Source organism: Terribacillus sp. DMT04 (assembly GCF_019056395.1).
GTDB lineage: Bacteria > Bacillota > Bacilli > Bacillales > Amphibacillaceae > Terribacillus > Terribacillus aidingensis_A.
Genome location: NZ_CP077639.1, coordinates 349021 through 374719, shown reverse-complemented (window position 1 = coordinate 374719; position 25699 = coordinate 349021). Strand labels below are relative to the sequence as shown.

General features: G+C 43.8%; 29 protein-coding genes. 14 read left to right on the top strand and 15 right to left on the bottom strand.

The genetic code is table 11. The features are described 5' to 3' along the window. Positions 1–68 precede the first annotated feature (68 nt). The gene (locus KS242_RS02070) at positions 69–563 is read right to left on the bottom strand and encodes a hypothetical protein (RefSeq protein ID WP_217322795.1); all 495 of its coding nucleotides are present in this window, start codon (positions 561–563) and stop codon (positions 69–71) included. A 168-nt stretch (positions 564–731) separates the two neighbouring features. On the opposite strand from KS242_RS02070, the gene KS242_RS02065 reads away from it, so the two are divergent. Continuing rightward, a complete protein-coding gene (locus KS242_RS02065; protein WP_217322794.1) occupies positions 732–1841 on the top strand; it encodes an NADH-dependent flavin oxidoreductase in 1110 nt (369 codons plus the stop codon). Between the two features lie 59 nt (positions 1842–1900). Further along, positions 1901–2251: a DUF3846 domain-containing protein gene (locus tag KS242_RS02060; protein ID WP_217322793.1), complete on the top strand. Its 351-nt coding sequence runs from the start codon at positions 1901–1903 to the stop codon at positions 2249–2251. A 40-nt stretch (positions 2252–2291) separates the two neighbouring features. Here the strand turns inward: KS242_RS02060 and KS242_RS02055 are convergent, their stop codons facing one another. The 3 genes from KS242_RS02055 to KS242_RS02045 all read right to left on the bottom strand — a co-directional run bounded on the left by KS242_RS02055 (position 2292) and on the right by KS242_RS02045 (position 5411). Continuing rightward, positions 2292–3467, bottom strand: a complete 1176-nt coding sequence (locus tag KS242_RS02055) for an aminotransferase (protein ID WP_217322792.1) — start codon at positions 3465–3467, stop codon at positions 2292–2294. Further along, positions 3464–3967, bottom strand: a complete 504-nt coding sequence (locus tag KS242_RS02050; RefSeq protein ID WP_217322791.1) for an Lrp/AsnC family transcriptional regulator — start codon at positions 3965–3967, stop codon at positions 3464–3466. The genes KS242_RS02055 and KS242_RS02050 overlap by 4 nt, the downstream gene beginning before the upstream one ends. An 85-nt stretch (positions 3968–4052) precedes the next feature. Then, positions 4053–5411, bottom strand: coding sequence for a TrkH family potassium uptake protein (locus tag KS242_RS02045; RefSeq protein WP_217322790.1), 1359 nt, complete (start codon positions 5409–5411; stop codon positions 4053–4055). Between the two features lie 133 nt (positions 5412–5544). Between KS242_RS02045 and KS242_RS02040 the strand changes: the two genes are divergently transcribed. Then, the gene (locus KS242_RS02040) at positions 5545–6651 is read left to right on the top strand and encodes an NAD(P)/FAD-dependent oxidoreductase (RefSeq protein WP_254391781.1); all 1107 of its coding nucleotides are present in this window, start codon (positions 5545–5547) and stop codon (positions 6649–6651) included. Positions 6652–6666: 15 nt separating this feature from the next. Here the strand turns inward: KS242_RS02040 and KS242_RS02035 are convergent, their stop codons facing one another. Further along, positions 6667–7137 carry a GNAT family N-acetyltransferase gene (locus KS242_RS02035; protein ID WP_217322788.1) on the bottom strand — a complete coding sequence of 157 codons (471 nt, stop codon included), beginning with the start codon at positions 7135–7137 and terminating at the stop codon, positions 6667–6669. A 96-nt stretch (positions 7138–7233) separates the two neighbouring features. Between KS242_RS02035 and KS242_RS02030 the strand changes: the two genes are divergently transcribed. From KS242_RS02030 to KS242_RS02020, 3 genes are all read left to right on the top strand, one after another. Continuing rightward, positions 7234–8100 (top strand): LysR family transcriptional regulator, encoded by an 867-nt coding sequence (locus KS242_RS02030; protein ID WP_217322787.1) that lies wholly within the window; start codon positions 7234–7236, stop codon positions 8098–8100. A 122-nt stretch (positions 8101–8222) separates the two neighbouring features. Next, positions 8223–8603 (top strand): CidA/LrgA family protein, encoded by a 381-nt coding sequence (locus KS242_RS02025; protein ID WP_217322786.1) that lies wholly within the window; start codon positions 8223–8225, stop codon positions 8601–8603. Beyond that, complete coding sequence (locus tag KS242_RS02020) at positions 8600–9304, top strand: LrgB family protein (protein WP_217322785.1); 705 nt, start codon at positions 8600–8602, stop codon at positions 9302–9304. The genes KS242_RS02025 and KS242_RS02020 overlap by 4 nt, the downstream gene beginning before the upstream one ends. 35 nt (positions 9305–9339) lie before the next feature. Here the strand turns inward: KS242_RS02020 and KS242_RS02015 are convergent, their stop codons facing one another. Beyond that, on the bottom strand, positions 9340–9744 hold the full coding sequence (locus tag KS242_RS02015) for a disulfide oxidoreductase (protein WP_217322784.1): 405 nt from the start codon (positions 9742–9744) through the stop codon (positions 9340–9342). Next, positions 9744–10436, bottom strand: coding sequence for a DsbA family protein (locus KS242_RS02010; RefSeq protein WP_217322783.1), 693 nt, complete (start codon positions 10434–10436; stop codon positions 9744–9746). Before KS242_RS02010 ends, KS242_RS02015 begins: the two co-directional genes overlap by 1 nt. Positions 10437–10669: 233 nt before the next feature. Between KS242_RS02010 and KS242_RS02005 the strand changes: the two genes are divergently transcribed. Both KS242_RS02005 and KS242_RS02000 read left to right on the top strand, forming a co-directional pair. Next, on the top strand, positions 10670–12553 hold the full coding sequence (locus KS242_RS02005; RefSeq protein ID WP_217322782.1) for an FUSC family protein: 1884 nt from the start codon (positions 10670–10672) through the stop codon (positions 12551–12553). Between the two features lie 94 nt (positions 12554–12647). Further along, positions 12648–14099 (top strand): NAD(P)H-binding protein, encoded by a 1452-nt coding sequence (locus KS242_RS02000; protein WP_217322781.1) that lies wholly within the window; start codon positions 12648–12650, stop codon positions 14097–14099. Positions 14100–14129: 30 nt separating this feature from the next. On the opposite strand, the gene KS242_RS01995 is transcribed toward KS242_RS02000, so the two are convergent. Beyond that, positions 14130–14636 carry an LURP-one-related/scramblase family protein gene (locus tag KS242_RS01995; protein WP_217322780.1) on the bottom strand — a complete coding sequence of 169 codons (507 nt, stop codon included), beginning with the start codon at positions 14634–14636 and terminating at the stop codon, positions 14130–14132. Positions 14637–14699: 63 nt separating this feature from the next. Continuing rightward, entirely contained in the window at positions 14700–15974 is a 1275-nt protein-coding gene (locus KS242_RS01990) for an MDR family MFS transporter (protein WP_217322779.1), read from the bottom strand. A gap of 101 nt (positions 15975–16075) precedes the next feature. On the opposite strand from KS242_RS01990, the gene KS242_RS01985 reads away from it, so the two are divergent. Then, positions 16076–17803, top strand: coding sequence for an ABC transporter substrate-binding protein (locus KS242_RS01985; RefSeq protein WP_217322778.1), 1728 nt, complete (start codon positions 16076–16078; stop codon positions 17801–17803). A 23-nt stretch (positions 17804–17826) separates the two neighbouring features. Here KS242_RS01985 and KS242_RS01980 read toward each other — a convergent pair whose 3' ends face one another. Genes KS242_RS01980 through KS242_RS01970 form a run of 3 tightly spaced genes read right to left on the bottom strand, consistent with a single transcriptional unit; the run spans position 17827 to position 19566 of the window. Then, a complete protein-coding gene (locus KS242_RS01980; RefSeq protein ID WP_217322777.1) occupies positions 17827–18963 on the bottom strand; it encodes a zinc-dependent alcohol dehydrogenase in 1137 nt (378 codons plus the stop codon). Continuing rightward, complete coding sequence (locus KS242_RS01975) at positions 18960–19343, bottom strand: spore coat protein (RefSeq protein ID WP_217322776.1); 384 nt, start codon at positions 19341–19343, stop codon at positions 18960–18962. The genes KS242_RS01980 and KS242_RS01975 overlap by 4 nt, the downstream gene beginning before the upstream one ends. Beyond that, on the bottom strand, positions 19336–19566 hold the full coding sequence (locus KS242_RS01970; RefSeq protein ID WP_217322775.1) for a spore coat protein: 231 nt from the start codon (positions 19564–19566) through the stop codon (positions 19336–19338). Before KS242_RS01970 ends, KS242_RS01975 begins: the two co-directional genes overlap by 8 nt. A gap of 103 nt (positions 19567–19669) precedes the next feature. Here KS242_RS01970 and KS242_RS01965 point away from each other — a divergent pair, with 103 nt between their 5' ends. The 4 genes from KS242_RS01965 (at position 19670) to KS242_RS01950 (ending at position 22042) form a co-directional block, all read left to right on the top strand. After that, entirely contained in the window at positions 19670–19873 is a 204-nt protein-coding gene (locus KS242_RS01965) for a hypothetical protein (RefSeq protein WP_217322774.1), read from the top strand. Then, on the top strand, positions 19866–20165 hold the full coding sequence (locus KS242_RS01960) for a spore coat protein (protein WP_217322773.1): 300 nt from the start codon (positions 19866–19868) through the stop codon (positions 20163–20165). The genes KS242_RS01965 and KS242_RS01960 overlap by 8 nt, the downstream gene beginning before the upstream one ends. Positions 20166–20288: 123 nt before the next feature. Beyond that, on the top strand, positions 20289–21035 hold the full coding sequence (locus KS242_RS01955) for an NADPH-dependent oxidoreductase (protein WP_217322772.1): 747 nt from the start codon (positions 20289–20291) through the stop codon (positions 21033–21035). 23 nt (positions 21036–21058) lie between these two features. Next, positions 21059–22042, top strand: a complete 984-nt coding sequence (locus KS242_RS01950; RefSeq protein WP_371747582.1) for an LLM class flavin-dependent oxidoreductase — start codon at positions 21059–21061, stop codon at positions 22040–22042. Positions 22043–22078: 36 nt separating this feature from the next. On the opposite strand, the gene KS242_RS01945 is transcribed toward KS242_RS01950, so the two are convergent. The 3 genes from KS242_RS01945 to KS242_RS01935 form a co-directional block, all read right to left on the bottom strand. Then, the gene (locus KS242_RS01945; RefSeq protein WP_217322770.1) at positions 22079–22621 is read right to left on the bottom strand and encodes a general stress protein; all 543 of its coding nucleotides are present in this window, start codon (positions 22619–22621) and stop codon (positions 22079–22081) included. 168 nt (positions 22622–22789) lie between these two features. Beyond that, on the bottom strand, positions 22790–23440 hold the full coding sequence (locus KS242_RS01940) for an SDR family oxidoreductase (protein ID WP_217322769.1): 651 nt from the start codon (positions 23438–23440) through the stop codon (positions 22790–22792). Between the two features lie 20 nt (positions 23441–23460). Beyond that, positions 23461–24918 (bottom strand): aldehyde dehydrogenase family protein, encoded by a 1458-nt coding sequence (locus KS242_RS01935; RefSeq protein ID WP_217322768.1) that lies wholly within the window; start codon positions 24916–24918, stop codon positions 23461–23463. Between the two features lie 179 nt (positions 24919–25097). Here KS242_RS01935 and KS242_RS01930 point away from each other — a divergent pair, with 179 nt between their 5' ends. Next, positions 25098–25637 carry a PepSY domain-containing protein gene (locus KS242_RS01930; protein WP_217322767.1) on the top strand — a complete coding sequence of 180 codons (540 nt, stop codon included), beginning with the start codon at positions 25098–25100 and terminating at the stop codon, positions 25635–25637. The last annotated feature ends 62 nt before the right edge of the window (positions 25638–25699 follow it).

The window sequence follows — 25699 nt, the reverse complement described above, 5'->3', positions numbered from 1 at the left end:
GTATAATCTTTTGTATCCGCTTTCTTTCTCGTTCTGAAGAAGTGTATAGCTCTTTTCGCTATACACTCTTATACTGGTTCCGGAACAGATCTATGCAACAATAAATCTGCAAAATTCCGCGTAATAGGCAGTGCATCATCCAAGCTGCGGGAAGTTCCGTATGCATAAAGGAATGGACTGTGCTTCTTTTTCTTTATCGCCACACGGCAGCTGGCTTCTTTATACTTGTCCCGAACATCCATGCATGCTAGCAGCTGATCAAATGTCAAAATCGCAATCTCCCCGCCTAAGAGATCCTTTTTACTGCAGATTAGCACAAATAACTGCTTTCGCTCTTCTGCCGACCATTGGAGCAGCCGATTGCGTTCTTCCTCTGAAAAACGGAAGTTCCACGTACTTGTTGCACTTGTTGCATATTTTGAATATACCTTCATTCGGTTTGCACCGGTTTCTAATTGGTAAACGCGCCTTTCCTTACTTTCTTCGATTAGAGCAGGTACAATCTGCATGGATACGAGTTTAGAAAGGAAGGCACCATAATAATAATCGTATTTGTTTATCATGCTGTTCTTACTCCTGTCTGTGTTATGTAAACAGTATAGCATGACTGCAGAACCTTTTGGCAGATGTCCTGTTACAATTGGTAACTCGGTTACGAATGAGCATTTTGTTTGCTACCTTTTTCACAACTGTCTAGAATACAATCTATACACGAGGAGGAATCATAATTTATGAATGAAAAATATGCACCACTTTTTGAAGACTTAACACTGCCAAATGGTGTTACATTAAAGAATCGGTTCGTCCTTGCTCCGATGACACATTATGCATCAAACCCTGACGGCACAATTTCAGATCAGGAGCTTTCCTATATTGCACCACGTTCCAAAGATATTGGAATGGTTATTACTGCTGCATCTAACGTATCTGACAGCGGTAAAGCGTTTCCCGGCCAACCATCTGTCGCGCATGATACAGATATTCCCGGATTAAAGAAACAGGCAGATACAATTAAAGCAGAAGGCGCCAAAGCGATTATCCAGTTGCACCACGGCGGCCGTGAAGCGGTAGCTGAACTCGTACCAAATGGTGACATTGTTGCTCCAAGTGCCGTTGAGAAAGAAGGCACAGTAACACCACGCGCATTGGAAACAGCCGAAATAGAGCAAATCATCGCAGACTTCGGTGAAGCTACACGCCGTGCAATTGAAGCAGGCTTCGACGGTGTAGAAATTCACGGAGCGAATGGTTATATCATCCAGCAGTTCTTCTCTCCTTTCTCCAACCGACGTGAGGATGAATGGGGCGATCGTTTGCGCTTCCCATTAGCTGTCATTGATACAGTTAAGAAAGCTGTTGAGAAATACGGTTCTAAAGACTTTATTATCGGCTACCGTTTCTCTCCAGAGGAACCAGAAACTCCTGGACTAACAATGAAAGAGACACTAGAGCTAATGGACGTCCTTGTGGAGCAGCCATTGGACTACTTGCATGTATCACTAATGGACTTCCATTCCAAAGCTCGCCGCGGAGCAGATACAAATGCCAAGCGAATTGACTTGCTGCAGGAGCGCATCAATGGACGTATTCCTTTAATTGGCGTCGGTTCTTTATATTCTGCTGAAGATGTTGCAGCAGCGAAAGCAACAGGTGTACCGCTTATTGCGCTGGGCCGTGAGATGTTGATTGATCCAGCATTTGCTACGAAGCTTAAAGAAGGACGTGAAGACGAGATTATCCGCTTAATTGACCCAGCACGTGAAGATCATCACGGTATCCCTGAGCAGCTGTGGAAGATCATTCTCCAAATGAAAGGCTGGGTTCCGACAAAAGCAGAGTAATAGCGACTAACATTACTTTATGCTTTAATGGAAGAAAAGCATCGAAGGAGAGAGTTATAATGGCAAAGATATCAGCACTTGTCCTTAAACCAGAAAGAGACTTTCAAGCTAAGTCCGTACCAGCAGATCCGCAAGGCATTCAAAAATTCGTCGGCGGTTCGCCAATTATGACAAGATTAACAGACGGCATTGTCGTTGTAAGTAATGAGAATGCAACAGAAGAAGATCCTTTGAACTTTACAATCTTCCAGCGTCATAATGATCATGTTCATGAATTAGGCAAGCTGTATAGTGATGCTGTATTTGCAGCAGAATCTGATCAAGGCCTTACCAGCCTTGATAAAGATCAAAAACAGCTTGTGAAAAACTGGTTCCAGTTTGGCCGTGACAAGTTATTGCTTGATGAATAAAACGAAAAGCCCTGTCAGATTATTACTGGCAGGGCTTTTCTTATATGAGTCGACGCTCCACAAAGCGCTTGATTCGTTTCATTGCTTCTGTCAGCTGTTTCATCGAAGTTGCGTACGAACAGCGAATATAGCCTTCACCGCTCTCACCAAATACACTGCCCGGTACAACAGCTACCTTCTCCTCTATCAGCAAAGCCTCGGCAAATTCTTCTGAGGACAGTCCCGTTTCCTTGATAGATGGAAAGATATAAAATGCTCCGCCAGGTCTATTCGTCATCAAGCCCATATCTTCAAAGGCAGTCATAACAAAGTTTCGGCGCTGGCGGTAGCTTTTTTTCATCTGTTCTACACTTGCCGAGCCACTGCGAAGGGCTTCCACTGCACCATACTGCGCCATTGTCGGTGCGCACATTATCGTGTACTGATGGATTTTAGTCATCGCTTGAATCAATGCGGCAGGGCCTGCAGCATAGCCCAGACGCCAGCCGGTCATAGCAAATGACTTGGAGAAACCAGAGATAAGGATAGTACGCTCATACATTTCTGGTAAACTCGCAAAACTGACATAGCCATCGTCATAGCTGAGTTCTGCATATATCTCATCTGATAAAACGAGCAAATCATGTTCTTGGATTAAATTTGCAATCGGCAAAAGTTCTTCCCGGCTCAGCATAGTACCAGTCGGGTTGTTCGGGTTACATAAAATAATAGCTTTCGTTCTTTTCGTAATGCTATTCATCAATTCTTCCGGCTGCAGTTTGAATTCATTGGCTGCTTGTGTACCAACAGAAACCGGCACCCCACCAGCAAGTGTAACCGCAGACGCATAGGCTACAAAGCAAGGTTCCACAATGATTACTTCATCGCCCGGATTCAAAATTGCCCGCAATGCAATATCAATTGCCTGACTCGCACCGACTGTTACAATCACCTGATCCTCAGCCCGATAAGGAACAGCGTAAGCAGACTGCAAGTATTCTGCAATCAGTTGCCTCAATTCAAGCAGTCCCGCATTGGCGGTATAAGCAGTGTATCCTTGTTCCAATGAGTGATAACTAGCTTCAATCACATTCCAAGGTGTAACAAAATCCGGTTCACCTACGCCTAAAGAAATAACGTTTTCCATTGTCGAAGCTAAATCGAAGAAGCGGCGGATTCCGGAAGGCTTAAGGGAATCGACGTGCTCCGCGATAAAGCGACTTGTATCCGAACTCATGGGCTCACCGGCATTCTGCGGTCGTTATTGTCATCCTCACCGAAAATAATGCCATCATGTTTATACTTTTTCAGAATAAAGTGCGTTGTTGTCGAAATAACGGTGTCCAAAGTGGATAGTTTCTCCGATACAAAGCGCGCAACTTGTGACATTGTTTTCCCTTCTACTGATACAGACAAATCATAAGCGCCTGACATCAAATACACAGCTTTCACTTCCGGGAAACGATAAATGCGTTCCGCAACATCATTAAACCCTTTCCCTCTTACAGGTGTCACTTTCACATCAATCATTGCCGTAACACCTTCATATCCAAGTACTTCCGTCCAATCAATCAGCGTAGAGTATCCGTGGATGATTTGCTGGTCTTCGAATTTCTGAATTGCCTGCTCCACTTCCTCCGGCGATAGCTCCACCATTTGGGCGATTGTATGTACATCCATTCTCCCGTTCTTTTCTAATAACTCTAATATCTCTATTTCTTTTTTATCCACTTTCATCACTCCTTACTCTTTTATAATGTAAACCCTATTCTATCTGAAATATAGAATAAGAGAAACCGAAAACGGATTCATACGCATGTATCTAACCAATAATAATTCGCTCCTCCGGATTTCGTACAGCTGTGGATTTTGTGCGAAAAGCCAATGCGAATGCAATCGTAATCGGACCAACTCTTCCCATAAACATGAGAATGGAAAGCAGCAGCTTGCCTGCTTCAGTCAGTTCCGTCGTTAATCCAAGCGACATGCCTACTGTGCCAAATGCAGAAATCACTTCAAAAGCAATGACGTTAAGACCGAAACCAGTTTCTGTTATAGAAAGCAGGAATATGAACACAGATACAAGCAAAACCGAGTACGTGGTAATGGAAAAAGCCCGGAACACTAAATCCAAAGGCAGTCTCCGATTGCTTATATTTACTTCCTGCCTGCCTTTAATCAATGCCCATACTGCTAACAGCAAGATAGCAAAGGTCGTCACTTTAATACCGCCGGCAGTTCCCCCCGTTCCGCCGCCAATAAACATGAGCGCCATGGTCACGACCTGCGAACCAAGTGTTAAATCTCCTGTATTCAAGGAGTTAAAGCCCGCAGTCCGAGGGACAACACCATGAAAATAAGAAGCAAGCAGCTTATCTTTTAATGAAAGGTTTCCAATCGTAGCCGCATTGCTGTATTCCAAAACAAATACAGCTGCTGTTCCGGCGATAATCAGAATAGCTGTCATCCACAGGACTACCTTCGTATGCAATGTAATCCGCTTCTTTGCCTTTACTCTCTGGAAAAGATCCGCTATTACAATGAATCCAGCTCCGCCTAAAATCAGCAGTGATGTAAGTGTTACATTAACAGTTACATCACCGGTAAATGCTGTCATGCTGCTAAAATCACCCATAATATCGAAGCCAGCATTATTAAATGCAGAAACAGAGTGAAACAGCCCATAGTAAAAGGATTTCGGATAGCCAAAACGATCTCCCCAATGCAACCCGAGAATGATCGTTCCAATCAGCTCACAAATCACTGCAAACACAATTACAAACCGTACCATACGGACGATGCCCTCATAGGAATCTTGATTCAGCGATTCCTTGACTAAATGACGTTCCTCAAAGGTTATATTGCGCCGGAGCATTAAAGCAATAAAGACCGTCAGCGTCATGAATCCTAAGCCGCCAACTTGAATGAGGCCTAACAGCACGATTTGGCCAAATAGTGTAAAGGTTGTCTTGGTATCCACCACTACCAGCCCTGTCACACTAACGGCAGATGTAGCTTCAAACAACGCATCTACAAAAGACAAGTGATGTCTGTCAGCAGTAGCAAATGGCAGCATCAATAAAAACGTTCCTAATCCAATTAATACAAGGAACCCCAAAGCAAAGAATTGCGGCGGATGAATTCGAATACGCTGAAACAGCTTGCGACTTTTTGTCACCATGTGTATACCGATCCTTTTATAATTTTTTCATCTACTTCTAACTTATACTACAACTTCGCTCCATTTGGTACTGAAAAAAAATGATTCTTTTTATGGTATACTCGTAGCGAAATGAAGGAAAAGGATGTTCGATATGCACATAGCAGTAATTGGAGCAGGAATTGCAGGATCGGCGACTGCTTACCAGCTTGCGAAAGCAGGCATGCAAGTAACCGTCATCGATCGTTTTGACACAGGACAAGCTACAGACGCCGCAGCAGGAATAGTCTGCCCATGGCTGTCACAGCGCCGAAATAAGGATTGGTACCGGTTAGCGAAAGGCGGTGCCAGTTACTATCCCCAACTTATCGAAGAACTTCGTCAAGATGGAGAAGAAGAAACAGGCTACGCTCGCGTAGGCGCCATTAGCTTACATCATGACCCAAAAAAACTGGACGGAATGCGGGAACGTGCAGAAAAGCGGAAAGCCGACGCCCCGGAAATCGGTACCATTACACCGCTTGAAGAAGAAGCACGCAAGCTGTTCCCACTGCTTGCACCTGGCTACGGCGCTGTTCATGTCAGCGGTGCAGCACGGGTTGACGGCAGAGCACTACGGAATAGTTTACACCGCGCAGCTCAAAAACACGGAGCACGCTTTATACAAGCTGATGCAGCATTATCGTTAAACGCTGGAAACATAGCCGTGACAGCAGGCAATGAAGTACTTTTACCTGATCAAGTCATCGTGACAGCAGGCGCATGGGCAAAACAGCTGTTAGAGCCATTAGGCTATAATCTGCAAGTCAGCTTTCAGAAAGCGCAGATTTGCCACTTGCAGCTAACAGACAGACAAACAGCTGCATGGCCAGTCATTATGCCGCCTAATGATCAATACTTGCTCGCTTTTCCAGATGGCAAAATCGTTGCTGGTGCGACACATGAAAATGACACCATGATGGATACACGCATCACAGCAAGCGGTGTTCATGAAGTATTAAACAAAGCGTTCCAAGTAGCTCCGGGACTGGAACAAGCAAGCTTAGCCGAAACACGGGTCGGCTTTCGTCCATTCACCCCGGGTTTTCTGCCGGTATTTGGGCAAATGCCAGGTCACAATAATTTACATGTTATTAATGGCTTAGGAGCATCCGGTCTTACAATGGGACCTTACATCGCCTCTCAGCTTGCGAAGCTCGTGCTGGGCGAAGAACCAACAATTGACGTCTCTGCTTATAATCCGGAAAAAGCCCTCACCTAAACAAAAGCCCATGCGTTAACATGGGCTCTTTGTCATAATAAGGAATAATAATTGATCTGCATCACGCACAAAACGCCCTGTTTCTCGAAATCCAGCATTTTTATATAAATGAATAGCGCGTTCATTAAATGCTGCAACTGTGAGCCTGAGATGTGTTTGCTGCTTATTTTCTTCTATCCAATTTTGAATGTCACGAAAGAAGACCTTCCCTCTCCCCTGTCCGGTCAATTGCGGCGCCATACCAATCCCGATATCCAAGTAGGTTCTGTCACTGTAATTGCCACCAGGAACCTGCGCATCTTCTCCGACACAGAAATAGCCAAGCAGTGACCCACCTTCGTACACACCGTAATAGTCACCTACCATAAGCATCATCACCGCACCTTCTGTATAGGTAAGGTTGTACAAATCATAAGGCGGGGAATAACGCCAGTGTAAAACTGTATATGCATCATCAGCAGTCAATGAACTTATCTCGTAACCCATCTGCAGGACTCCTTTTATCTGGTAGTCCTTGTATTATAGCATTTCTCTCCAAAGCAGAAATGGGTATACTAGAACAAAAGAAAGGACGGAAATAATATGGAATTGCGCCAGCTACGCTATCTAGTCGAAATTGTAAAACAAAAGAGACTTACGAAAGCAGCAGAAAACTTGCACATATCTCAGCCAGCACTCAGCAAGACTATCAAAAGTCTGGAAGAAGAATTAGGTATCACCTTGTTCAAACGTTCGAACAAATCCAGTACCCTAACAGATGCCGGTAAAGTTGTTTATACGTACAGCCAGCAAGTACTTGCACAATTAGATGAGATGCAGACGACTCTCCAAGATCTTACCGACTTACAGCAGGGAGCTGTCACGATTGGTATTCCGCCTATTATCGGGAGTCTCTTCTTTCCAAAGGTAATGGCTCGCTTCCATCAGACTTACCCAAATGTCACTATTAATATTACCGAATACGGTGCAGCTCGCGTCGTGAAAGCTGTTGATGAAGGAGAATTCGAGCTAGGTGTCGCCGTGATGCCAATAGATGCGAAAGAGTTCAATTATTATCCGATTGTCGAGGAAGACATGAAGCTAATGGTTCATCGGGAGCACCCGCTAGCTGATCGAAGTCTTGTTGAATTAAAAGAATTAAAGAATGAAGACTTTATCTTCTATAATGAGGAGTTTGCGCTTCACGATATTATGCGAAAACGTTGTATTGAAGAAGGCTTTGAACCTCATATTCTTTTTAAAAGTGCACAATGGGATTTTATTAGTGAAATGGTAGCAGCCAACTTAGGTGTCAGCGTTCTTCCAGAGTCCATTTGCAATCGTACGTATAATGCAGATATACGTATTATTGATTTAACACCTTCTATCCCTTGGAATCTGGCTATTATTACGAAAAAGGAGAAGTATATTTCTTATGCAGGCAGAAGGTTCATTGAATTCTTTCTGTAACCCGATATAACCGCAAGTTATACATACTATAAGATATATGTATTTTACGAATACGTGAAGCAGCAGTATGATGGAATTATCAATAAAAAAGGTATCGATAATTTCCGTTAGGAGGAAGATCCATGGTTCGAAAAACACTTACCATCCTTTCTCAGCTAGCGCTCATTCACGTATTTTATTTTGCCGGTGTCGGCTTAGCACATATATTAGCACTTCCGGTACCAGGCTCCATCGTAGGTCTGGTCTTGTTATTACTAAGCTTATTTGCAGGTATCGTCAAGTTGGAGTGGATTGAAAAAGCAGGGGGCTGGCTGTTAGCTGAACTTCTGCTTTTCTTTGTCCCTTCAGCAGTTGGTATTCTGAATTACAAAGAAATTTTAAACTGGCAAGGACTGGAGACGCTGCTGCTAATTCTAATCAGCACCTTCATCGTGATGGCCGCTACTGGGTTTACTGCTGAAAGATTGTATCGACGAAAAAGGAAAGGAGAGCATCATTTATGACAACTGCGCTAATCATCTTAATCGGCACGATTGTAACCTACGTTATCTACCGCGCATCGAAGGTTGTGTATAAAAAATGGCCGCTGCCATTCTTTCACCCGCTGCTGCTGTGTCCGTTGATTTTGATTGCTATCATTCAGTTGTCTTCCTTGCAGCCGAGTGATTATGCATTATCATCCAGCCTTTGGACACATATGCTCGGTCCTGCTACGGTTGCATTTGCTATACCAATTTACAAGCATGCACCGCTATTACGAAAAAACATTATAATTATCTTGACCAGTATTGCAGCTGGAACACTTGTCGCCATCGGGTCTTCTTTACTGCTTAGTCTCGTCTTGCATTTCAACGGCGACTTACTCATCAGTATTCTGCCTCGATCCATTACAACACCTATCGCAATTGAAGTATCAAAAACAATTGGCGGCTTACCAACACTGACAACGGTATTTGTGATTGTTACGGGTGTAACAGGCGGCATCATCGGCCCTTACGTCATTCGCCTGATGTCACTTAAATCACCCGTCGCTCGCGGGCTGGCACTCGGCATGGGAGCACATGGTGTAGGTACAAACAAAGCAATGGAATACGGCGAACAAGAAGGAACTTTCTCTACCATTGGAATGATTATGGCTGCTGGTATGACTTTGGTTTGGGCAGGACTGCTTATCCCTTCCTTACTGCAAATTACTATATTATAAGAAAAAGCATTTGCCAGATCGGCAAATGCTTTTCTTTATGCACGCTTACTGCGCAAGATAAACAAACAAATTGTGATACTCGTAAATGCAGTAAAAGCCAGAAGCGGGATCGTAATGAAACCGAGCCAATTAATATAATAACCGGAGCAAGGCACACCGCTTGAACAAATACTAGCGTCCTGCAAAGCAGGTACTTTTTGATGCAGATAATGGTATCCAGAAACAAGAAATCCTAAGATACTAAGCGGCAGTGCATATTGATAAATCCGCAAATCATTCTTATAGAATGCAATACCTAGAATAATCGCCATTGGGTACATCAAAATCCGCTGATACCAGCATAATGTGCATGGAACGAATTTCATGATTTCGCTGAAGTAAAGACTGCCCAATGTAGCAAACAGCGCAGCAACCCAAGCAATGAGGAGACTTTTATTCATTAATTTGCCCCCTGTGTTTCCTTATTCACCATTTCTATCAAATCATTCATGTCTTCGCCTTCGAAAAGTTTTCCGTTAACAAAGATAGTAGGAGTTCCTTCTACATCTAGATCTGCTGCTGTCTCTTTATCCGATTCAACTGCATCCTCGGCTCCATCTTCCTGATACACATGCAGCACTTCTTCGGCTTCTTCTGTGCTGACAATATTACGAAGCTTGTCCATAAACAGTTCTTCAGAGAATGCTGTGTTCAAGTCTTCTTCGTATAAGGCATCATGGAAATCCCAGAATACGTCATCGCCAAGCACTTGATAAACAGCTTCTGCAAAATGCGCTGCTTCATTTGATTGCTGATTAATAATCGGCATGTTCATAAAGTAGAAACTCGCTTTGCCGGTTTGGATTAATTCTTGGTCAATAACCGGGAAGTTACTGTCGTGGAAGTTCTGACAGTGGATACATTTATAATCACCAAATTCCACTATTTTGACCGGCGCATTTTCATCGCCGAGGACTGGCTGATTTTCGTAATTAATTTCCTTTGCTTCGTCACTAGATGATCCCGTATAAGAGTTAATCAGAACCAATGCAGCAACCAACAAGACAATCGCCAGGACAATCCACACAATAACTTTGGATGTTTTGGATGCAGCCTGTGGTGTATTGCCTGCTGGCTTTTTCTTTTTCGCCATCTACGTATCGCTCCTTTATTAGCGCAATAATAAATTCTTGTATAACTATTATCATAACATTAAAAAGTATAAATGAACGTGTTGCAATCAATTTGATTCCAGGATTTCATTTATTGATAAGTACCTCCATTTACTTCACTCGATTGAATTAGTTTGTGAATTGCATTACAATATAATAGATCTGATTAAGCCCTTTTTTATGGGGATTATGGCTAGAAAAGAAGGGATTTTATATGAAAGATTATCAATTGCCACAAGCACCAACACGACTTGCACTTCGCGATGCACTGCGTGTACGTTCAGCAGCATTTCCTTGGAACAGAGCGATTGGATCTGGTCTCGCTACTTGTTTACCGATAGTAATCGGCTTGCTGCTCGGCGATATTATTCATGGATTTTCCGCTGCGCTAGGCGCTTTCACTTTCCTATATATAGGCGCAGAAACATACAAACAACGTGCAAAGAAACTAGCTGCAGTTGCTGTCTGCCTTACAATTGCCATGGTGCTTGGAACATTACTTGCACCGTATATGTTCACCCTATCCATTGTTGCCGGAGTTATCGGTGTAATTGCCTTTTACGTCTTGAACACCTTTCAGCTTGTTATACCCGGTCCTATGTTCTTTGTCCTCATCTTCTGCTTGGCCACAGGATTGCCAGTTGATCCGCAGAGTGCCTGGGAAAGAGGCTTTTACGTTTTACTAGGCGGCGCACTTTCCTGGCTGCTTGCAATGGCGAGCTGGATTTGGGCAAAAAAAAATCATGAAAAACAAGTTATTATAAAATCTTATCGCCAGTTGATGGCGATGCTGCAATCGATTGGGACAACATCCTTCTTTCAGATGCAGCATTTAACTGTCCTGACATTAAAGCAAGCTGACCGCATTATTTATGATAGTAAACGAAAGCCAAGTACACTGCGCTTGCACGAGCTTGCGACAGATATCTTTCATACAATGACGCAGCTCAAGAATGCTAATTTGACTTCGGAACAACTGCAAGCGATGGAAACACAGCTCCACGCAGTAATAGATGCAATAGAAGGTGCAAAAGGAAATTGGCCAGCACATAACACCTCCTGTGAATCATTAAAAATGCTTCAGCTGGAATTAGAGCAGGCCTATACATTAGCTTCGCAGGAAGAAGCAGAAGCGTTCACCTCAGTTAAAACAGAATCTGCTTGGAGATTGCTTGTCAGCGGAATCTCGTTTACCAATCTCACTGTCCGGCATGCTTTGTTTTACGGCCTGTTTATCATGATTGCCTCCCTGCTGGCACATAGTTTAGGATTCAACCGCCCCTATTGGGTTCCAGTAGCTTGTGCAGCTGTACTGATTGGTGCTAACACAACACTTACCATTCACCGGGCAATCCAGCGGTCGCTTGGTACGATTGTCGGCACCGTAATCGGCGGCCTGATTTTGTCACTAGAACCGTCAGGCTACTATTTAATTGCTGCTGTTGGTATATTGCAGCTTTGTGTGGAATTATCTATTGTACGAAACTATGTCTTTGCCAACATGTTCATCGCACCACTTGTACTGGTCATCGTGGAAACAATGAATCCTGGCAATGCGATTAGTTATTTTGTGACAGCTAGAGTTGTCGATACTATTTTCGGCAGCATCATTGCGATTGCAGCTGTCTTGCTTTTATGGAGAGGTATTCACTCTCGCTTCTTGCCATTCTTATTGAAAGACAGCATACAGCATATGCAAGAGCTGCTTCACGCCATTCATACAGATAAGCAAGAACGAAAACAGTTGAAAAAACTAACAAACAGCTTAATAGGATTGCGTGCTGCTTATGAACGAAGCCTGGGAGATTTCTCTGCTTCTCAGCAGCAGGCAGAGATACTATGGCCAGCTATTATGCATGCACAGCACGCCGGGTATTTGCTCATGGCTTTCCAGAAACGGAAAGACAAGCTATCGGATGGGCACTATGATGCGCTGCAGAACCAGCTTGCAAATGTATTGACTATCCTTAATACCAAACAGCCCGCAGCTCTGCAAGCGTACCATGAACTTAATCTGCAAAAAGAATTGAACCAGCTTCAAACTGTCCTGGCACAGCTTTATATGGAAACAAATAAAACGACACTTGCACCAAGCTGACCTTCTCTCTTCAGAGAAGGTCTTTTTGTGTTACAACCACCCAGAAGAAGGGTATCTTAAGACAAGAACCAAGAAGACAGGAGCGAAAAAGAAGATGCAGACAGAACAGAAGAAACGGCCAGTTGTTGCTTTGTCAGGAGCAAGCGGCTATATTGGCAGTCACCTTTTGGAAAAGCTGAAAAAACGCTTTGATATCATTGCGTTGTCACGCAGCGGCGATAAGCGAGAAAATACAGAACAAGTCACATGGCGGTCATGCGACTTATTCTCCCAAGTGGATACCGAAAAAGGACTAAAAGGAGCAGACATTGCTGTTTATCTTGTTCATTCTATGAAACCATCCGCAAAACTAACACAAGCTCGTTTTGAAGATATGGATGTTATTCTTGCTGATAACTTTGCGCAAGCAGCGAAGAAGAATGGTATAAAGCAAATTGTCTACTTAAGCGGAATTATCCCGCCCGAGGAGAAGCTTTCGCGCCACTTGCGCAGCAGACTGGAAGTAGAGAAGATTCTTGGATCTTATGGCGTTCCTGTTACTACGATAAGAGCAGGTCTGATTGTTGGCCCGAAAGGTTCGTCTTTCCCAATCGCAGAAAAGTTAGTGAATCGGCTGCCTGTCATGCTGCTGCCGAGCTGGACAAGAACGAAGACACATCCTATCGCTTTAGCTGACGTGCTAACCGCTTTACAGAGAAGTGTCGGAAACCGCGATGTGGATAATAAAGCAATCGACGTTGGCGGACCTGAGGTGATGACATATAAAGAGTTACTCCAAAATCTCGCACATGTTATGGGTAAGAACTTTCGCAGTGTTAATGTTCCCTTTCCTACTGTCAACCTCTCGCGCCTGTGGGTTTCTCTCGTTAGCGGCATGCCAAAGGAAACCGTGTACCCGTTGATTGAGAGCTTGTCTCATCCAATGGTTGCGAGCAAATCTCATTACGCAGAAGGAATAAGCGATGGCAGGATCACATTTGAAGAAGCAGCCAAGCAGGCACTGAAAGAAGAAGAGCAAAGCAAAAGTTCTTCAAGCAAGAAATCTAAAATCCCGTCTCTTCCGCCGCGGCAGGATGTCCGGTCTGTTCAGCGTATGCCACTCCCTTCCGGCCAGGATGCCGGCTGGGCTGCACGACATTACATGCATTGGATTTCCGAGTCGCTGAGACCTTTTGTACGAACGAAAGTAGATGAGCAGCTGAACTGCAAAATCTATCTGTCATTCATGCAACAGCCATTGCTGATCTTGTCTTACGCAAAAGAAAGAAGTACTTCGCATCGTGCACTGTACTATATAACTGGCGGACTGTTTGCCAACGCAAAAGAAAGCCAGCAAGGACGCATTGAGTTTCGCCAAATACCAGGCAAGCAAGAGATGATTGTGGCAATACATGAATATCTTCCGGCTCTGCCTTGGATTGTATATAAATATACACAAGCACCAATTCATATGATTGTCATGTTCCTTTACCGGAGACATTTAGAAAAGATTGTTAATCACAAAAAGCCTATCCCCACTGGCCGGCAACTTGCTGGGCAGCACTAAAAAAGGCAGCACATCACGTGCTGCCTTTTCTCATTCTCCACCGCCGCCATCAAACGAGAAACCATTATTATCATTGTGAAGAACCATATCCAGTACAATCATGATGGCTATATACGTAAGCAGATGTGTTTCATCTTCCATCTGCAGCTCGTACGTATCCCCCCAAGAGAGCCACTTTTTATTTACATGCATCAACGGACCGTTCTCATCGGCTAATGTGTACTGCCGGGACCAAACATCACCTTCCAACGTCCAGTTCTGCGGCCGCAAGGAAAAATTCGCTTTAAAAAAAGTGAAATTTTTCGTTACTTCAGCTACTTGTTTCCCGTTTTCTTCAATTACATATCTAGGCTTCCAAAAAGCGAGTTTCTGCTTAATTTCAACAAGCGGATTATCCTTCAAATCCGTTATCGTCAAACGATCCTGCATCGAGAAAAGCTTGGATGTCACCCGATAAATCTCCTGTTGTTCTGCATCAAAAACAGAAAAGCTATCTTTAAAGCTGAAGACCTTTTGTTTGATATAATATGTGCCCATGCTGCACCTCCGTTATCATGCTATTCACTTTCTTACGAAGATACAGCAGCTTTTGTTCCATTTTTAGATAAGTTTAGATTTCTCCTTTACTGCCGTACGGCCCAGGCTTGTAAAACGCTGGCGCCGTGCCATTTCACAAAATAGAATACCAAGTATAGTAAGAAGGATATAACTGATTCCCATCGCATACTGGCCGACTGCTTCTCCCACGATGATGCCGCCTGCACCTATCAGCTTACCGAATTGGAACACAAACCCGTGAAATGCCATGTAAGTCCCACGCTTTGTATCATCCACCATATCTGCCAGCATCGTCTGCCTCGTCGGAACATACATCAATTCACCGATAGAAAGAATCAGCACAGCTGTCACGAGGAGAAATGGATTATTGCTGACAGCCATCATAGCAAATCCTAACCCAAACAAGACAAAACCGATATACATCACGAGTCGTTCATTGCGCCCCTTAATCAGCTTGGTAACCAGTCCTGTAAACAGAACAATCAATAATGTATTTTCTACCGTTAAGAGACTGACCAGCCGCAGTCCATCCAAAGAGAAATCAAAACTAAAAATAGAGAACCCCATTTCCGTAATGTCTTTCTCCAGCCGCACTGTTAGGTAGTTACTCCGCTGAAACTCAAGCGAAAGAATAGCGATACCACTTAGCACAAATAATAAAAAAGCTGTATCTTTACTCACACTACGGTAACTTTCAAACAGCGATTTCAATCCGAGCCGGCTCTTCTGTTTCATTGCTGAGCTCACTGTATACGTTTCTTGAATAAAAGCCCTTGTAATTACTAGCGTTATAACCGACATAACGACTAAGCCAAGCAGCAGTTGGAACATATAATCTTGAAACAGCCAACCGCCAATTGCAAGTCCAATCATTAAGGATAGATTCGTTGCCCAGTAGTTAATGCTATACATATAAGCACGTGTTTCTGGTGTACTAACATCTATAAGCATCGCCTCTTGGGCCGGCGTAATCATCCCGCTAGCTATACTGATTATCATCAGCATAGCAAAGGTGATAGCTGCCGACGTATAAGTAGGTGTATTCACTGCAGCCATTCCAATAAACGCCGCTGTTTTCGCCGTCTCTCCAAGCACCATCATACGCTTTCTGCCGATTCGATCCGCTAAATGGCCGCCATACAAACTTGCCAGAAATTGAATAATAATGTTAATCATCATGAGCACACCAGCAATCGTTGCATTCGTCTCCTGTACAAAGTAAACCGCCATGAACGGAAAAATCATCGAGCCAATCATTCGGCTCATAAAAGAAGTATAAATTCGTATCCGTATATTCGGATGCAGACTTTTAAACATATCTGCTCCCCCTCTCTCTTTTTTCCATTATGCGGAAGTCGAAAAGAGGTAAAAAGTGTATAATTCTAATAAAGATGTCACCTTTTAGGAGGATAGAAACATTGGATATTAGTTATTACCTTTTACGAGCTCAATTGTTTGAGCAAGAACAGCAAGGATCTGTCAGCTGCACCCTGCAGGAAGTAGAAACAATCTGGCAATGTACAAAGCGACATGTGATTCGCAAATTAAAAAAGCTGGAAGACAACGGACAGCTCAGCTATCAGCCTGGACGCGGCAGAGGTAATAAGTCGATACTCACCTTTCTGTCAGACTTCCGCCAAGATGTGGAGACGTGTCTACGCTACTGCATTCAGGAAAATAAGCCGCACATCCTTTTTCAGCTTTTGCAGCTGCCAATACCTCGGCATTGGTATACCCACATTACAGAATTAGAGCAGCTATTTGGCTATCAGCAGCATGAAGGTCAGGACACACTTCGAACGGTCTTCAACCGACAGATCACAACATTGGACCCTTGCGCCAGCTCGATTACATTCGAAAGTCACCTTATTGAGCAGCTGAGTGACACGCTTGTTATGTACGACCAAGAAACGGACAGCGTCCACTCTCATCTTGCCCATCACTGGAAAACAAATGAAGATTATTCTGAGTGGACTTTTTATTTACGAAAAGGTGTGCTGTTCCATCATATGAAAGAAATGACGGCAGCTGATGTCACTTATACGGTGAACCGATTTACAGAAGGGTCTCCTTTTTTTTGGCTCGTTCGGGATATTCTGCAAACGGAAGTGTTAGATCCTTATATTATCCGATTCCGATTAGCAAAGCCCAATCCATTCTTTCTCCGATACGTGGCAAGTGTAAGCATGGCCATCCTGCCGCATGATGTGCCATTCAATGAATACGACTGGGTTGCAACCGGCCCTTATCAATTGAAGGAGCGGACAGATAAGCTGCTTGTACTGGAGGTTTTTCCTTCATATTTCCACATGCGCCCTTTCCTCGATCGGGTAGAAATGTGGCGCATCAAACCAGGTGAGAAGACAGTAAATTACAGCTTACCCAACCAAAAAGGTCCGACGCAATCTCACTATGAAGTAGGACAAGGATTTCACTTCCTCGCCTTTAACTTTTATCGTGACACGATTGTGCAAGATCGGTATTTCCGAGAAGCAATGTATCACTTGTTGGATATACAGCAGATTTTTGATGACCTGCAGTTGGAGCCATTGTTCGGCAAACTAAAACACGCCAGCAGCTTCTTTCCTGAAAAGTCAGTTACACCTGTTAAAAGTAAACAAAAGCTTCAAGAAGCATTAGCTAAATCGGCTTATCAAGGCGAACGGCTAACCGTAGGTGTAATCCGCCACAAGTCAGCCGGCATTCCGGCTAGATGGCTGGTAAAAGAAGCCGCCAAATATGGCATCACACTAGAGCTCGCCGAATATGACTTGGACAGCATCTATGACAAGCAGAAAATGCTAGCCTTTGATATGGCCTTTCTAGGTGAAATCGCCAATAACGATCGGGAGCTTTCCTTTATCGGCGCCTTCAAAAATGAAGCCCTGCTGTTCCGTACGTATTTTAGTCCCTCGCACTTGAAGAAGATTGATCAGTATCTAAGCGACTACCAAGACTGTGCAACCCGAGAAGAGCGGAGCAACATTGCTGATACCATTGAACGCTACATACACACTGAGAGACTTATCATCTTTCAAAACCATCCTATCAAGGAAAGAACTCACACTGCCTTCCTGCAGGATTTGGAGCTGACAGGTTTCGGACACCCGAATTTTCGGAAGCTGTGGGTTGATAAATTGGTATAATAAAAGCACCCCGCCGGGTGCTTTTATGGCTTTAAAATAACTTTAATACAACCATCCGTCTTCGTATCAAATTTCTCATAACCTTCCTTCGCTTGATCCAGCGGCAGAATATGTGTCACAATATCACTCAAATCAACTTTTCGATCCTGCATCAAACCGTGCAAATACGACATGGTGTGAATAACTGGCGCTTGTCCGGTTTTAATTGTTACGTTGCGCTGGAATATATCACCGAACGGAAAAGCATTATACCGGCCGCCGTATGCTCCTGTCACTTGGATGGTGCCGCCTTTACGGACACATTGGGCTGCCATAACAAAGGCGCTGAGTGCACCGCCTTGAAGCTTTAGCCCCGTCCCGATAAATTCCATCGGTGTCATTTTGCCGTCCATACCGACAGCATCGATCACAACATCTGCGCCGCCCTTCGTAATTTCTTTCAAATATTCACCTGTATTCTCATGCTGCTCGAAATTGACTACTTCCACATTATTGGTGCGTTTCGCATGCTGCAGTCGATAATCGATATAATCAACCGCTATGACGCGTTTGGCGCCTTTCAGCCAAGCAAACTTCTGCGCCAGCAAGCCGACCGGTCCGCAGCCCAGTATAATAACTGTATCGCCTGGCTTCACGCCTCCATTATCAACCGACCAAAATGCAGTAGAACCCGCATCTGCTAATAAAATAAGCTGCTCATCCGCTACTTCTGAGCTTTCTGGTATTTTGAAAGGAACAAAATTCCCATAAGGCACGCGCATGTATTCTGCCTGCCCTCCAGGATAACCGCCTGCATTATCTGAATACCCGAAGTAAGCCCCCATTTGGCCGTTCGGGTTGCTGTTATCGCATTGACTTTCTAAATGATGCTCACAAAAGAAGCATTCGCCGCAGCTGACGTTAAATGGAATAACAACACGATCTCCTTTTTTCACCTTGGTCACTTCCGGCCCTATTTCCTCAACAATTCCCATTGGCTCATGTCCAATAATATAGTTTTCAGGCAAGTTCGGCATCATGCCATGCAGCAAATGCAGATCCGAGCCGCAAATGGCAGAGGCTGTCAGCTTGATAATAATGTCATCCGGCTTTTTTATTGTTGGTGCTTTTACCTCTTTTACCCGAATATCCTTTATCCCTTGATACGTGACTGCCTTCATTTCTGATTCTCCTTCGATTCGGTATTGGTCGGTGTGGCGAACATACCTAAGCGGTCTGTATCATATGGAAATAAGTCCATACTGACAACGTCAATTGCTGTATTAGCAGCTTTTCGGTCAAATGGATACTGTGCTTTCGGGTCAGCAGGAAACAGCCAATTGTGCTGAGCCATCAAGGCAGAAATTGCCCCCTGCATCTCGATTGCTTCGTCAAGATGGCGCACCAATGTTTGTCTTAGCCCTGGATGCACCGCCTCGGTAATCGCAATCGCATAGTTATTTACTGCTGACTTGGCGGTGATAAGCATTTCTGTACAAATGGCCGAATCCATTAAGTCGGGCATACCTTTGGCGTTTTCCGGATCTAGGTAATCATGCATCCGCTTCACCCTCCTTCACAAGCATTGACTTGGCATACAACTCCTCCAGATCACGAATTTGACGCACAGAAGTTTCCACATCTTTCTCCATTAACTGTTTAATTTTCTGATCAAAGACGACACCTTGCAGGAATTTTGATTTCATAACAGAAGTTGTTTTGAAGTTAAGCAGCTCATGCACTTCCATTGTTTCATGCGGTGCTAAATGCTGATTATCGGTCATATTTCTGCCCCCTTATCTTCTTTCAGCTTCTCCTTGGAGAGCGAATTTATGTATGTATAAAGCTGCCTGTTTCTCACAAAATATCAGAAAAGGAGGCGTTTCTGTGCATCAATCCGGTATCCACGAAACGATGGAGGCGATGGAGTTATTGAATACAGCTTGTTTATCGCTGACAAAGTCATCCGGCATGCGATTTTTGGCCAAAGATGATGGCTTGAAGCACTTGCTGCAAGTGCAAGCAGATGCCGACAAGCGTCACATTCATATGCTGCAGCGCTTTCTGAATCAGGAGGAGCAGCATGGATAAGCTTACCGAAATATTCGGATCTGCTCGAGAAGTTACAGACCAAGTGATCGTGACAGATTTATTAGTCACAGTGAAGACTGCTATTATCAATACCGCGAAGGCAATAAACGAAACGGCAAATGAACAGCTGCGCAGCGATTTAAAACGGAAGCTGCATGCACATATTGAGCAGCATGAGCGTGTTTTCAGCTATATGATGGAACATGGCTATTATTACCCGCAAACACCTGAACAGCAGATTCATGTTTTAAATGAAACTGCTGAGACAGTGTTGACATTGAACAAAGATTAAAACAGACAGCACGAGCTTAGCGCTCGTGCTGTCTGTTTATAAGCTGTTTCTTTGCTTTCCTTTCTTTCACCTACGTATAATAATCTGTAGCGCATGTATTTCACATGAGAATAGGAGGCTATTATGAGCGATATAATCAATCAATTACACCAGCATCGTTCTGTACGAACCTTTACAAATAAAAAATTAACACAAGAACAGCTTGATGCCATTATGAGAGCGGCAATGCAAGCTCCAAACTGGATCAATGGCCAGCAAGTATCAGTTGTTGTTGTGACAGATGAGGAAAGAAAGCGCAAGCTCGCAGAACTTTCCGGCAACCAGAAGCACATCGATGATGCAGCTGCATTTTTAGTATTTTGTATGGACTACAGCCGTAATAAACACGCAGCTGACATGCACGGCAAGAAGCTTGAAGTCATGGAGAATATCGAAGCGGTAATGGTTGGTGCTGCAGATGTTGGCATCGCACTTGGTACAGCTGTTGCTGCTGCCGAATCAATGGAACTTGGAACCGTGCCAATTGGTGGTGTTCGACGAAGCCCTGCTGAAATTTCCGAACTGCTTGAGCTGCCGGAACTTGCATTCCCGGTATCTGGATTAGCAATCGGCCACCCAGCAGATCCGCTGCCGCCGCAAAGCCCGCGCATTCCGCTCGATGCTTTTTATCATAAAGAAACATACACACACAATCAGCAGCAAGCTGTGGAAGAAATGGACCAAAAACAGCAAGAAGCCATCAAGGCTCGGACTGGCGAAACAAAACCGCATCCTTGGTCAGAACGTGTAGCAGCCTTTTACGCTGAGCGTTATAAAGATTATGGAAAAGTAACGGATGTTCTGAAACAGAACGGATTCGATTATAAATAAGAAGTTCCAGAGAGGAAGAATACATGATGACCAGAACACCTTTATCGGTTTTGGACTTATCACCTGTACCAGATAGCCAAACACCAAAAGAAGCCTTTGAACACAGTAAACAGCTCATTCAGCATACGGAAAAATTGGACTACAAACGTTATTGGGTCGCCGAGCACCACAACATGCCGACAATCGCAAGCTCCGCTACTGCCGTATTGATTGGCTACCTTGCCAGTCATAGCTCCACAATCCGCGTTGGCTCCGGCGGTGTGATGCTGCCAAACCATGCGCCGCTCGTTGTAGCGGAGCAATTCGGAACGTTGGCAACAATGTATTCAGATCGTATCGACCTTGGCCTTGGCCGCGCACCTGGCACAGACTTTATGACAAGCCGCGCTTTACGTCGTGATGCACATACAAGTGCAGAAAAATTCCCGGAAGATGTGCAAGAGCTGCTCCAATACCTTGGTGACGACAATCTGCCAATCAAAGCACACCCTGGTCACGGCACGCATGTACCTGTCTATCTACTAGGCTCCAGTACATTTAGCGCACAGCTTGCTGCCATGCTCGGATTGCCTTTCGCATTCGCAAGTCACTTTGCACCCGGCGAGTTGCATAATGCACTTCGACTTTACCGCGAGCGATTCCAGCCATCTGCATACTTGGATAAACCGTATGCAATGGTAACAGTAAATGCTGTTGTAGCAGATACGAATGAAGAAGCTGAATTTCTATCAACAACATTGAAACAGAAATTCCTCAGCATCATTCGCGGCCGTTCCGGTGCATCCACAGCACCTGTTGAAAGCATGGATCATATCTGGAACGAGCAGGAAAAACTTCATGTCACCAACACACTGACTTACTCCTTCGTCGGAGATAAAGAGAAAGTTGCGAATGAACTGGAAGCTTTCCATGCGAAAACACAGTTTGATGAACTTATTGTTACATCGGATATCCACGATCAAGAGAAACGCAGAAAGAGCTATACATTGCTATCTGAGCTTTGGTAAAGTCCGCATAGCAGTTACACAAAACAAGAACCTCACTTAAGCGAGGTTCTTGTTTTTGTTATTATGTAATCGATTGATATCTCGTTTTATACACGCTGGCTTCAGCACTTTCCGTTGAAATAAATACCTCAAATCAGCTGCATTGTCATACGATAGCTGCGTATGAAAGTAGTTTATGTACTCTAACACGGCAAATACAAAGATAAAAACAGATACTAGCAATCCGCCATTAGGCCAGTTAGGATTCCAAGAGAAGTAATCATAGATAAAGGCTGTCAGACAGATAATAATAAGAATTACATTCAGTTTTTTTAGGCGGGCTAACTGTCTAACCAAATTAGCGGGTGTTACTGTAGTATATTCTTTTCGGAGTCTTTTAAGCTTGCTATACCAATACAAAGTCCCTTGTATTAACAGAACCTCTAATAAGATGAATGATGTCCAAAATGAAAAAAGAGCGTACAGCTTTAAGTGCGGATATGCCATATTAATAAGCCCGCTTACTGGAAGAAATAAAATGACTGAAGCTAACTCACCCGAGTACAAATACGCTAGTCTTCTTTCTATGTGCTTTTTCACCGCTAACCGCCCCACTACCCAAAGATATCTTTGCTCAGATTATTGTAGTATCTTATCCATCTCGTGATTTCAATCTAATCCAACTCATGTATTAACTTTAAATCACACCGTAAAAAAATACAATCTTATCCAAATCAAAAAGGACCGCTAAATTAGCGATCCTTTCAATTATAGTGCTTCGTAAATTTCTTCAACTGGTGTATCTCCAGCCAACAAGGAAACAACCTTACCTTCTGCGTTCTCATTGCCGATAGCTGCTTCAATCGCGCGTGCTACATCTTCGCGCGGAATCATTGTTGTCTTGAAGTCTGATGGGTCAGTTGTTACTTTCCCTGTTCCTGCTTCATCAGATAAACCGCCCGGACGAAGAATCGTGTAGTTCAGCTTGCTCGCTTGAATGATATTGTCTGCGTAATGTTTCGCAATATAATAAGGCTTCATATCTTCTGTCCAGTGTTCAGGTGCATCGGCATGAATTGCACTGACCATGATAAATTGTTTTGCTCCGATTTTCTCAGCAGCTTGCACGGATTTAGCCGCCCCATCCAAGTCAATTGTTAATGTTTTATCCGGACCTGTGCTGCCGCCAGAACCAGCTGTAAATACAACAACATCAGAATCACTAATCGCGTCTGTAATCGCGTCTAGGTTATCTTCTAAGTTTAAAAGAACAGGTTTTACGCCTTTTTCTTCAAAGTATTCAAATTGCTCTTTTTTACGCAAACCAACGGAGACTTCGTGCTCTTTCTTCTCATTCAATACATTAACTAGATTTTTACCTACTTTACCGTTTGCTCCAATAATAAATACCTTACTCATGCGAATCCCTCATTTCTGTATTATTTTAAAAAGCTGTCATAATCTGTACGTTCATTTTGTACACCAATCCATTTGGTCTCCGTGAATTCTTCTAGTGCCCATTTGCCGTTAAAACGTCCGAGACCAGACTGCTTCACACCGCCAAAAGGAGCTTGCGGTTCATCATTGATGCTTTGATCGTTCACGTGAATCATACCTGTTTCAATCCGGCGCGCAATCTGTTCCCCATGACCGACTGTGGAGTGTACCGCACCAGAAAGACCGTACGGATGCGCATTAGCCATCGCTACTGCGTCGTCTTCTGTTTCGAACGTAATAATTGGGGCAATTGGTCCGAATATCTCTTCTGCTGCGAGCGGAGATTGATTGTCCACTTTATTGACGACAGTAGGCTCTAAGACATTGCCATTCCAATTACCGCCGGTCAGAACATTTGCTCCGGCATCAATTGCACGCTGCAGCTGCTCTTTTATGCTGTCCACTTGCTGCTCGTTTATGATTGGACCTACTTGGGTGTTTTCATCTGCAGGATCACCGTATCGCAGTTGCTTCACTTTTTCAACGAACTTGCTCGTGAACTCTTCTGCTATTGAAGATTGGACTAATATACGATTCAGAGCGATACAAACCTGCCCTTGATGATAAAACTTTCCGTAAACAGCGGATTCAACTGCTGCGTCCATATTGCTGTCTTCCATTACGATGAGGACGTTATTGCCGCCCAGCTCTAATGCTGTACTTTTCAATTCACCTGCCGCAAGTGCCGCGATATGCTTCCCAACTCCCGTAGAACCTGTAAAGGAAATCATTCTTGGGATTGGATGTTTCACGAAGGCATCACCAATTTCGGAGCTTTTACCACTCACTAAATTGATTAACCCTTTCGGCGCCCCTGCCTCTTCAAATACAGCCGCAACTAATGATCCCGCTGTTACAGTTGTATCTTTAGATGGTTTAATAACAACACTATTCCCCGTTGCTAATGCTGCCGCCACAGAGCGCATCGTTAAATGCAGCGGAAAGTTCCAAGGACTGATTACGCCGACTACACCAAGCGGCTCTTGATACACTTTGTTGACTTTACCAGGAACGTGAGATAAAAATACTTCCCCTTTCATCCGGTTTGGATAAGAGGCCGCTTCTTTCATAAAATTGATTGCAGTTGTTAATTCACCGACAGCCTTCCGGTACGTACTGCCCGCTTCCTTGATAAGCCATTCAATATACAGTTCTTTCTCTTCTTCCATAATTTGAATTGCCTTCTCAATTAAACCTCGCTTCACTTGCGGCGGTTGCTCTGCCCACTCCTTCTGCGCTTGGGCAGCTGCCTGGTAAGCTTCATCTACATCTTCTTCATTTGCACCTTGAATTGTAAGCAGCGTCTCTCCATTGTAAGGATTCACATTTTCAAAAGTCTTGTCGCTATTCCCTTTACGCCATTCACCATTTATATAAAGTAAATCAAACTGCTGTTTCACGTTAACGCCTCCTTAGGATTTGTCTCGACTTAGAAACTTTTCCCGTTATGCGCAAGATGAAACAATTAGTCTGTGAAAGGTCTTCTTCTTTTCTCAGTGTTTTCTAATTTTCGCTTCATACTGCTCTCAGAAGCTTCGGATATAGTAGAACCATAACAACAAACAAGGAGATGGATGAAATGAAAAAGAAAAATTTAGCAGCAAGCGGTTTAGCAGTGGTATTGGCAGCAGGATTAGGGTTTGGCTATCATCACGTAAGTGCCGATGACAACGTACCGACTGATACAAAAGTAAATCTGAATCAAGCAATCGATAACGCTAGCAAGGAGCAAGCTGGCACTGTTACAAGTGTTGAACTCGAATCTCGGAATGGAAATGCTTATTATGAGGTTGATGTAAATGATGACAAAAACGAATACGACCTTCATGTAAATGCTGATGACGGCACTGTGGATTCAAGGAAAGATGACGATGATGATGACGATGACAATAATCAAGCGCCACAGCCAAAAGTCGACCTTAAAACTGCGGCAGAAACAGCTCTTGCTCAAGAGAAAGGCGCTGCACTAACTGAGATCAGCCTTGATGAAGATGATGGGAAATTAGAATATGATGTTGAGCTTCGTAACGGCAAAGAAGAAATTGAAGTAACAGTTGATGCCGAAACAGGTGAAGTAACGTATACAGAAAGAGAAACGGATGATGGTGATGACGATTAATATCCAAGAGTCTCCTTTAGGAGGCTCTTTTTATGTTTCGGGATTGGTAAATAGGTTATAGA

Coding starts and splice junctions, on each gene's coding strand:
- KS242_RS02010 (WP_217322783.1), bottom strand. CDS start 10,436: ATGGCGAAAAAGAAAAAGCCAGCAGGCAATACACCACAGGCTGCATCC.
- KS242_RS01990 (WP_217322779.1), bottom strand. CDS start 15,974: ATGTTTAAAAGTCTGCATCCGAATATACGGATACGAATTTATACTTCT.
- KS242_RS01975 (WP_217322776.1), bottom strand. CDS start 19,343: ATGCATGATTACCTAGATCCGGAAAACGCCAAAGGTATGCCCGACTTA.
- KS242_RS02025 (WP_217322786.1), top strand. CDS start 8,223: ATGGTTCGAAAAACACTTACCATCCTTTCTCAGCTAGCGCTCATTCAC.
- KS242_RS02015 (WP_217322784.1), bottom strand. CDS start 9,744: ATGAATAAAAGTCTCCTCATTGCTTGGGTTGCTGCGCTGTTTGCTACA.
- KS242_RS02040 (WP_254391781.1), top strand. CDS start 5,545: ATGCACATAGCAGTAATTGGAGCAGGAATTGCAGGATCGGCGACTGCT.
- KS242_RS02000 (WP_217322781.1), top strand. CDS start 12,648: ATGCAGACAGAACAGAAGAAACGGCCAGTTGTTGCTTTGTCAGGAGCA.
- KS242_RS02045 (WP_217322790.1), bottom strand. CDS start 5,411: ATGGTGACAAAAAGTCGCAAGCTGTTTCAGCGTATTCGAATTCATCCG.
- KS242_RS01980 (WP_217322777.1), bottom strand. CDS start 18,963: ATGAAGGCAGTCACGTATCAAGGGATAAAGGATATTCGGGTAAAAGAG.
- KS242_RS01930 (WP_217322767.1), top strand. CDS start 25,098: ATGAAAAAGAAAAATTTAGCAGCAAGCGGTTTAGCAGTGGTATTGGCA.
- KS242_RS02020 (WP_217322785.1), top strand. CDS start 8,600: ATGACAACTGCGCTAATCATCTTAATCGGCACGATTGTAACCTACGTT.
- KS242_RS02035 (WP_217322788.1), bottom strand. CDS start 7,137: ATGGGTTACGAGATAAGTTCATTGACTGCTGATGATGCATATACAGTT.
- KS242_RS01950 (WP_371747582.1), top strand. CDS start 21,059: ATGATGACCAGAACACCTTTATCGGTTTTGGACTTATCACCTGTACCA.
- KS242_RS02030 (WP_217322787.1), top strand. CDS start 7,234: ATGGAATTGCGCCAGCTACGCTATCTAGTCGAAATTGTAAAACAAAAG.
- KS242_RS01955 (WP_217322772.1), top strand. CDS start 20,289: ATGAGCGATATAATCAATCAATTACACCAGCATCGTTCTGTACGAACC.
- KS242_RS01995 (WP_217322780.1), bottom strand. CDS start 14,636: ATGGGCACATATTATATCAAACAAAAGGTCTTCAGCTTTAAAGATAGC.
- KS242_RS02070 (WP_217322795.1), bottom strand. CDS start 563: ATGATAAACAAATACGATTATTATTATGGTGCCTTCCTTTCTAAACTC.
- KS242_RS01970 (WP_217322775.1), bottom strand. CDS start 19,566: ATGACCGATAATCAGCATTTAGCACCGCATGAAACAATGGAAGTGCAT.
- KS242_RS02005 (WP_217322782.1), top strand. CDS start 10,670: ATGAAAGATTATCAATTGCCACAAGCACCAACACGACTTGCACTTCGC.
- KS242_RS02055 (WP_217322792.1), bottom strand. CDS start 3,467: ATGAGTTCGGATACAAGTCGCTTTATCGCGGAGCACGTCGATTCCCTT.
- KS242_RS02060 (WP_217322793.1), top strand. CDS start 1,901: ATGGCAAAGATATCAGCACTTGTCCTTAAACCAGAAAGAGACTTTCAA.
- KS242_RS02050 (WP_217322791.1), bottom strand. CDS start 3,967: ATGAAAGTGGATAAAAAAGAAATAGAGATATTAGAGTTATTAGAAAAG.
- KS242_RS02065 (WP_217322794.1), top strand. CDS start 732: ATGAATGAAAAATATGCACCACTTTTTGAAGACTTAACACTGCCAAAT.
- KS242_RS01940 (WP_217322769.1), bottom strand. CDS start 23,440: ATGAGTAAGGTATTTATTATTGGAGCAAACGGTAAAGTAGGTAAAAAT.
- KS242_RS01960 (WP_217322773.1), top strand. CDS start 19,866: ATGGATAAGCTTACCGAAATATTCGGATCTGCTCGAGAAGTTACAGAC.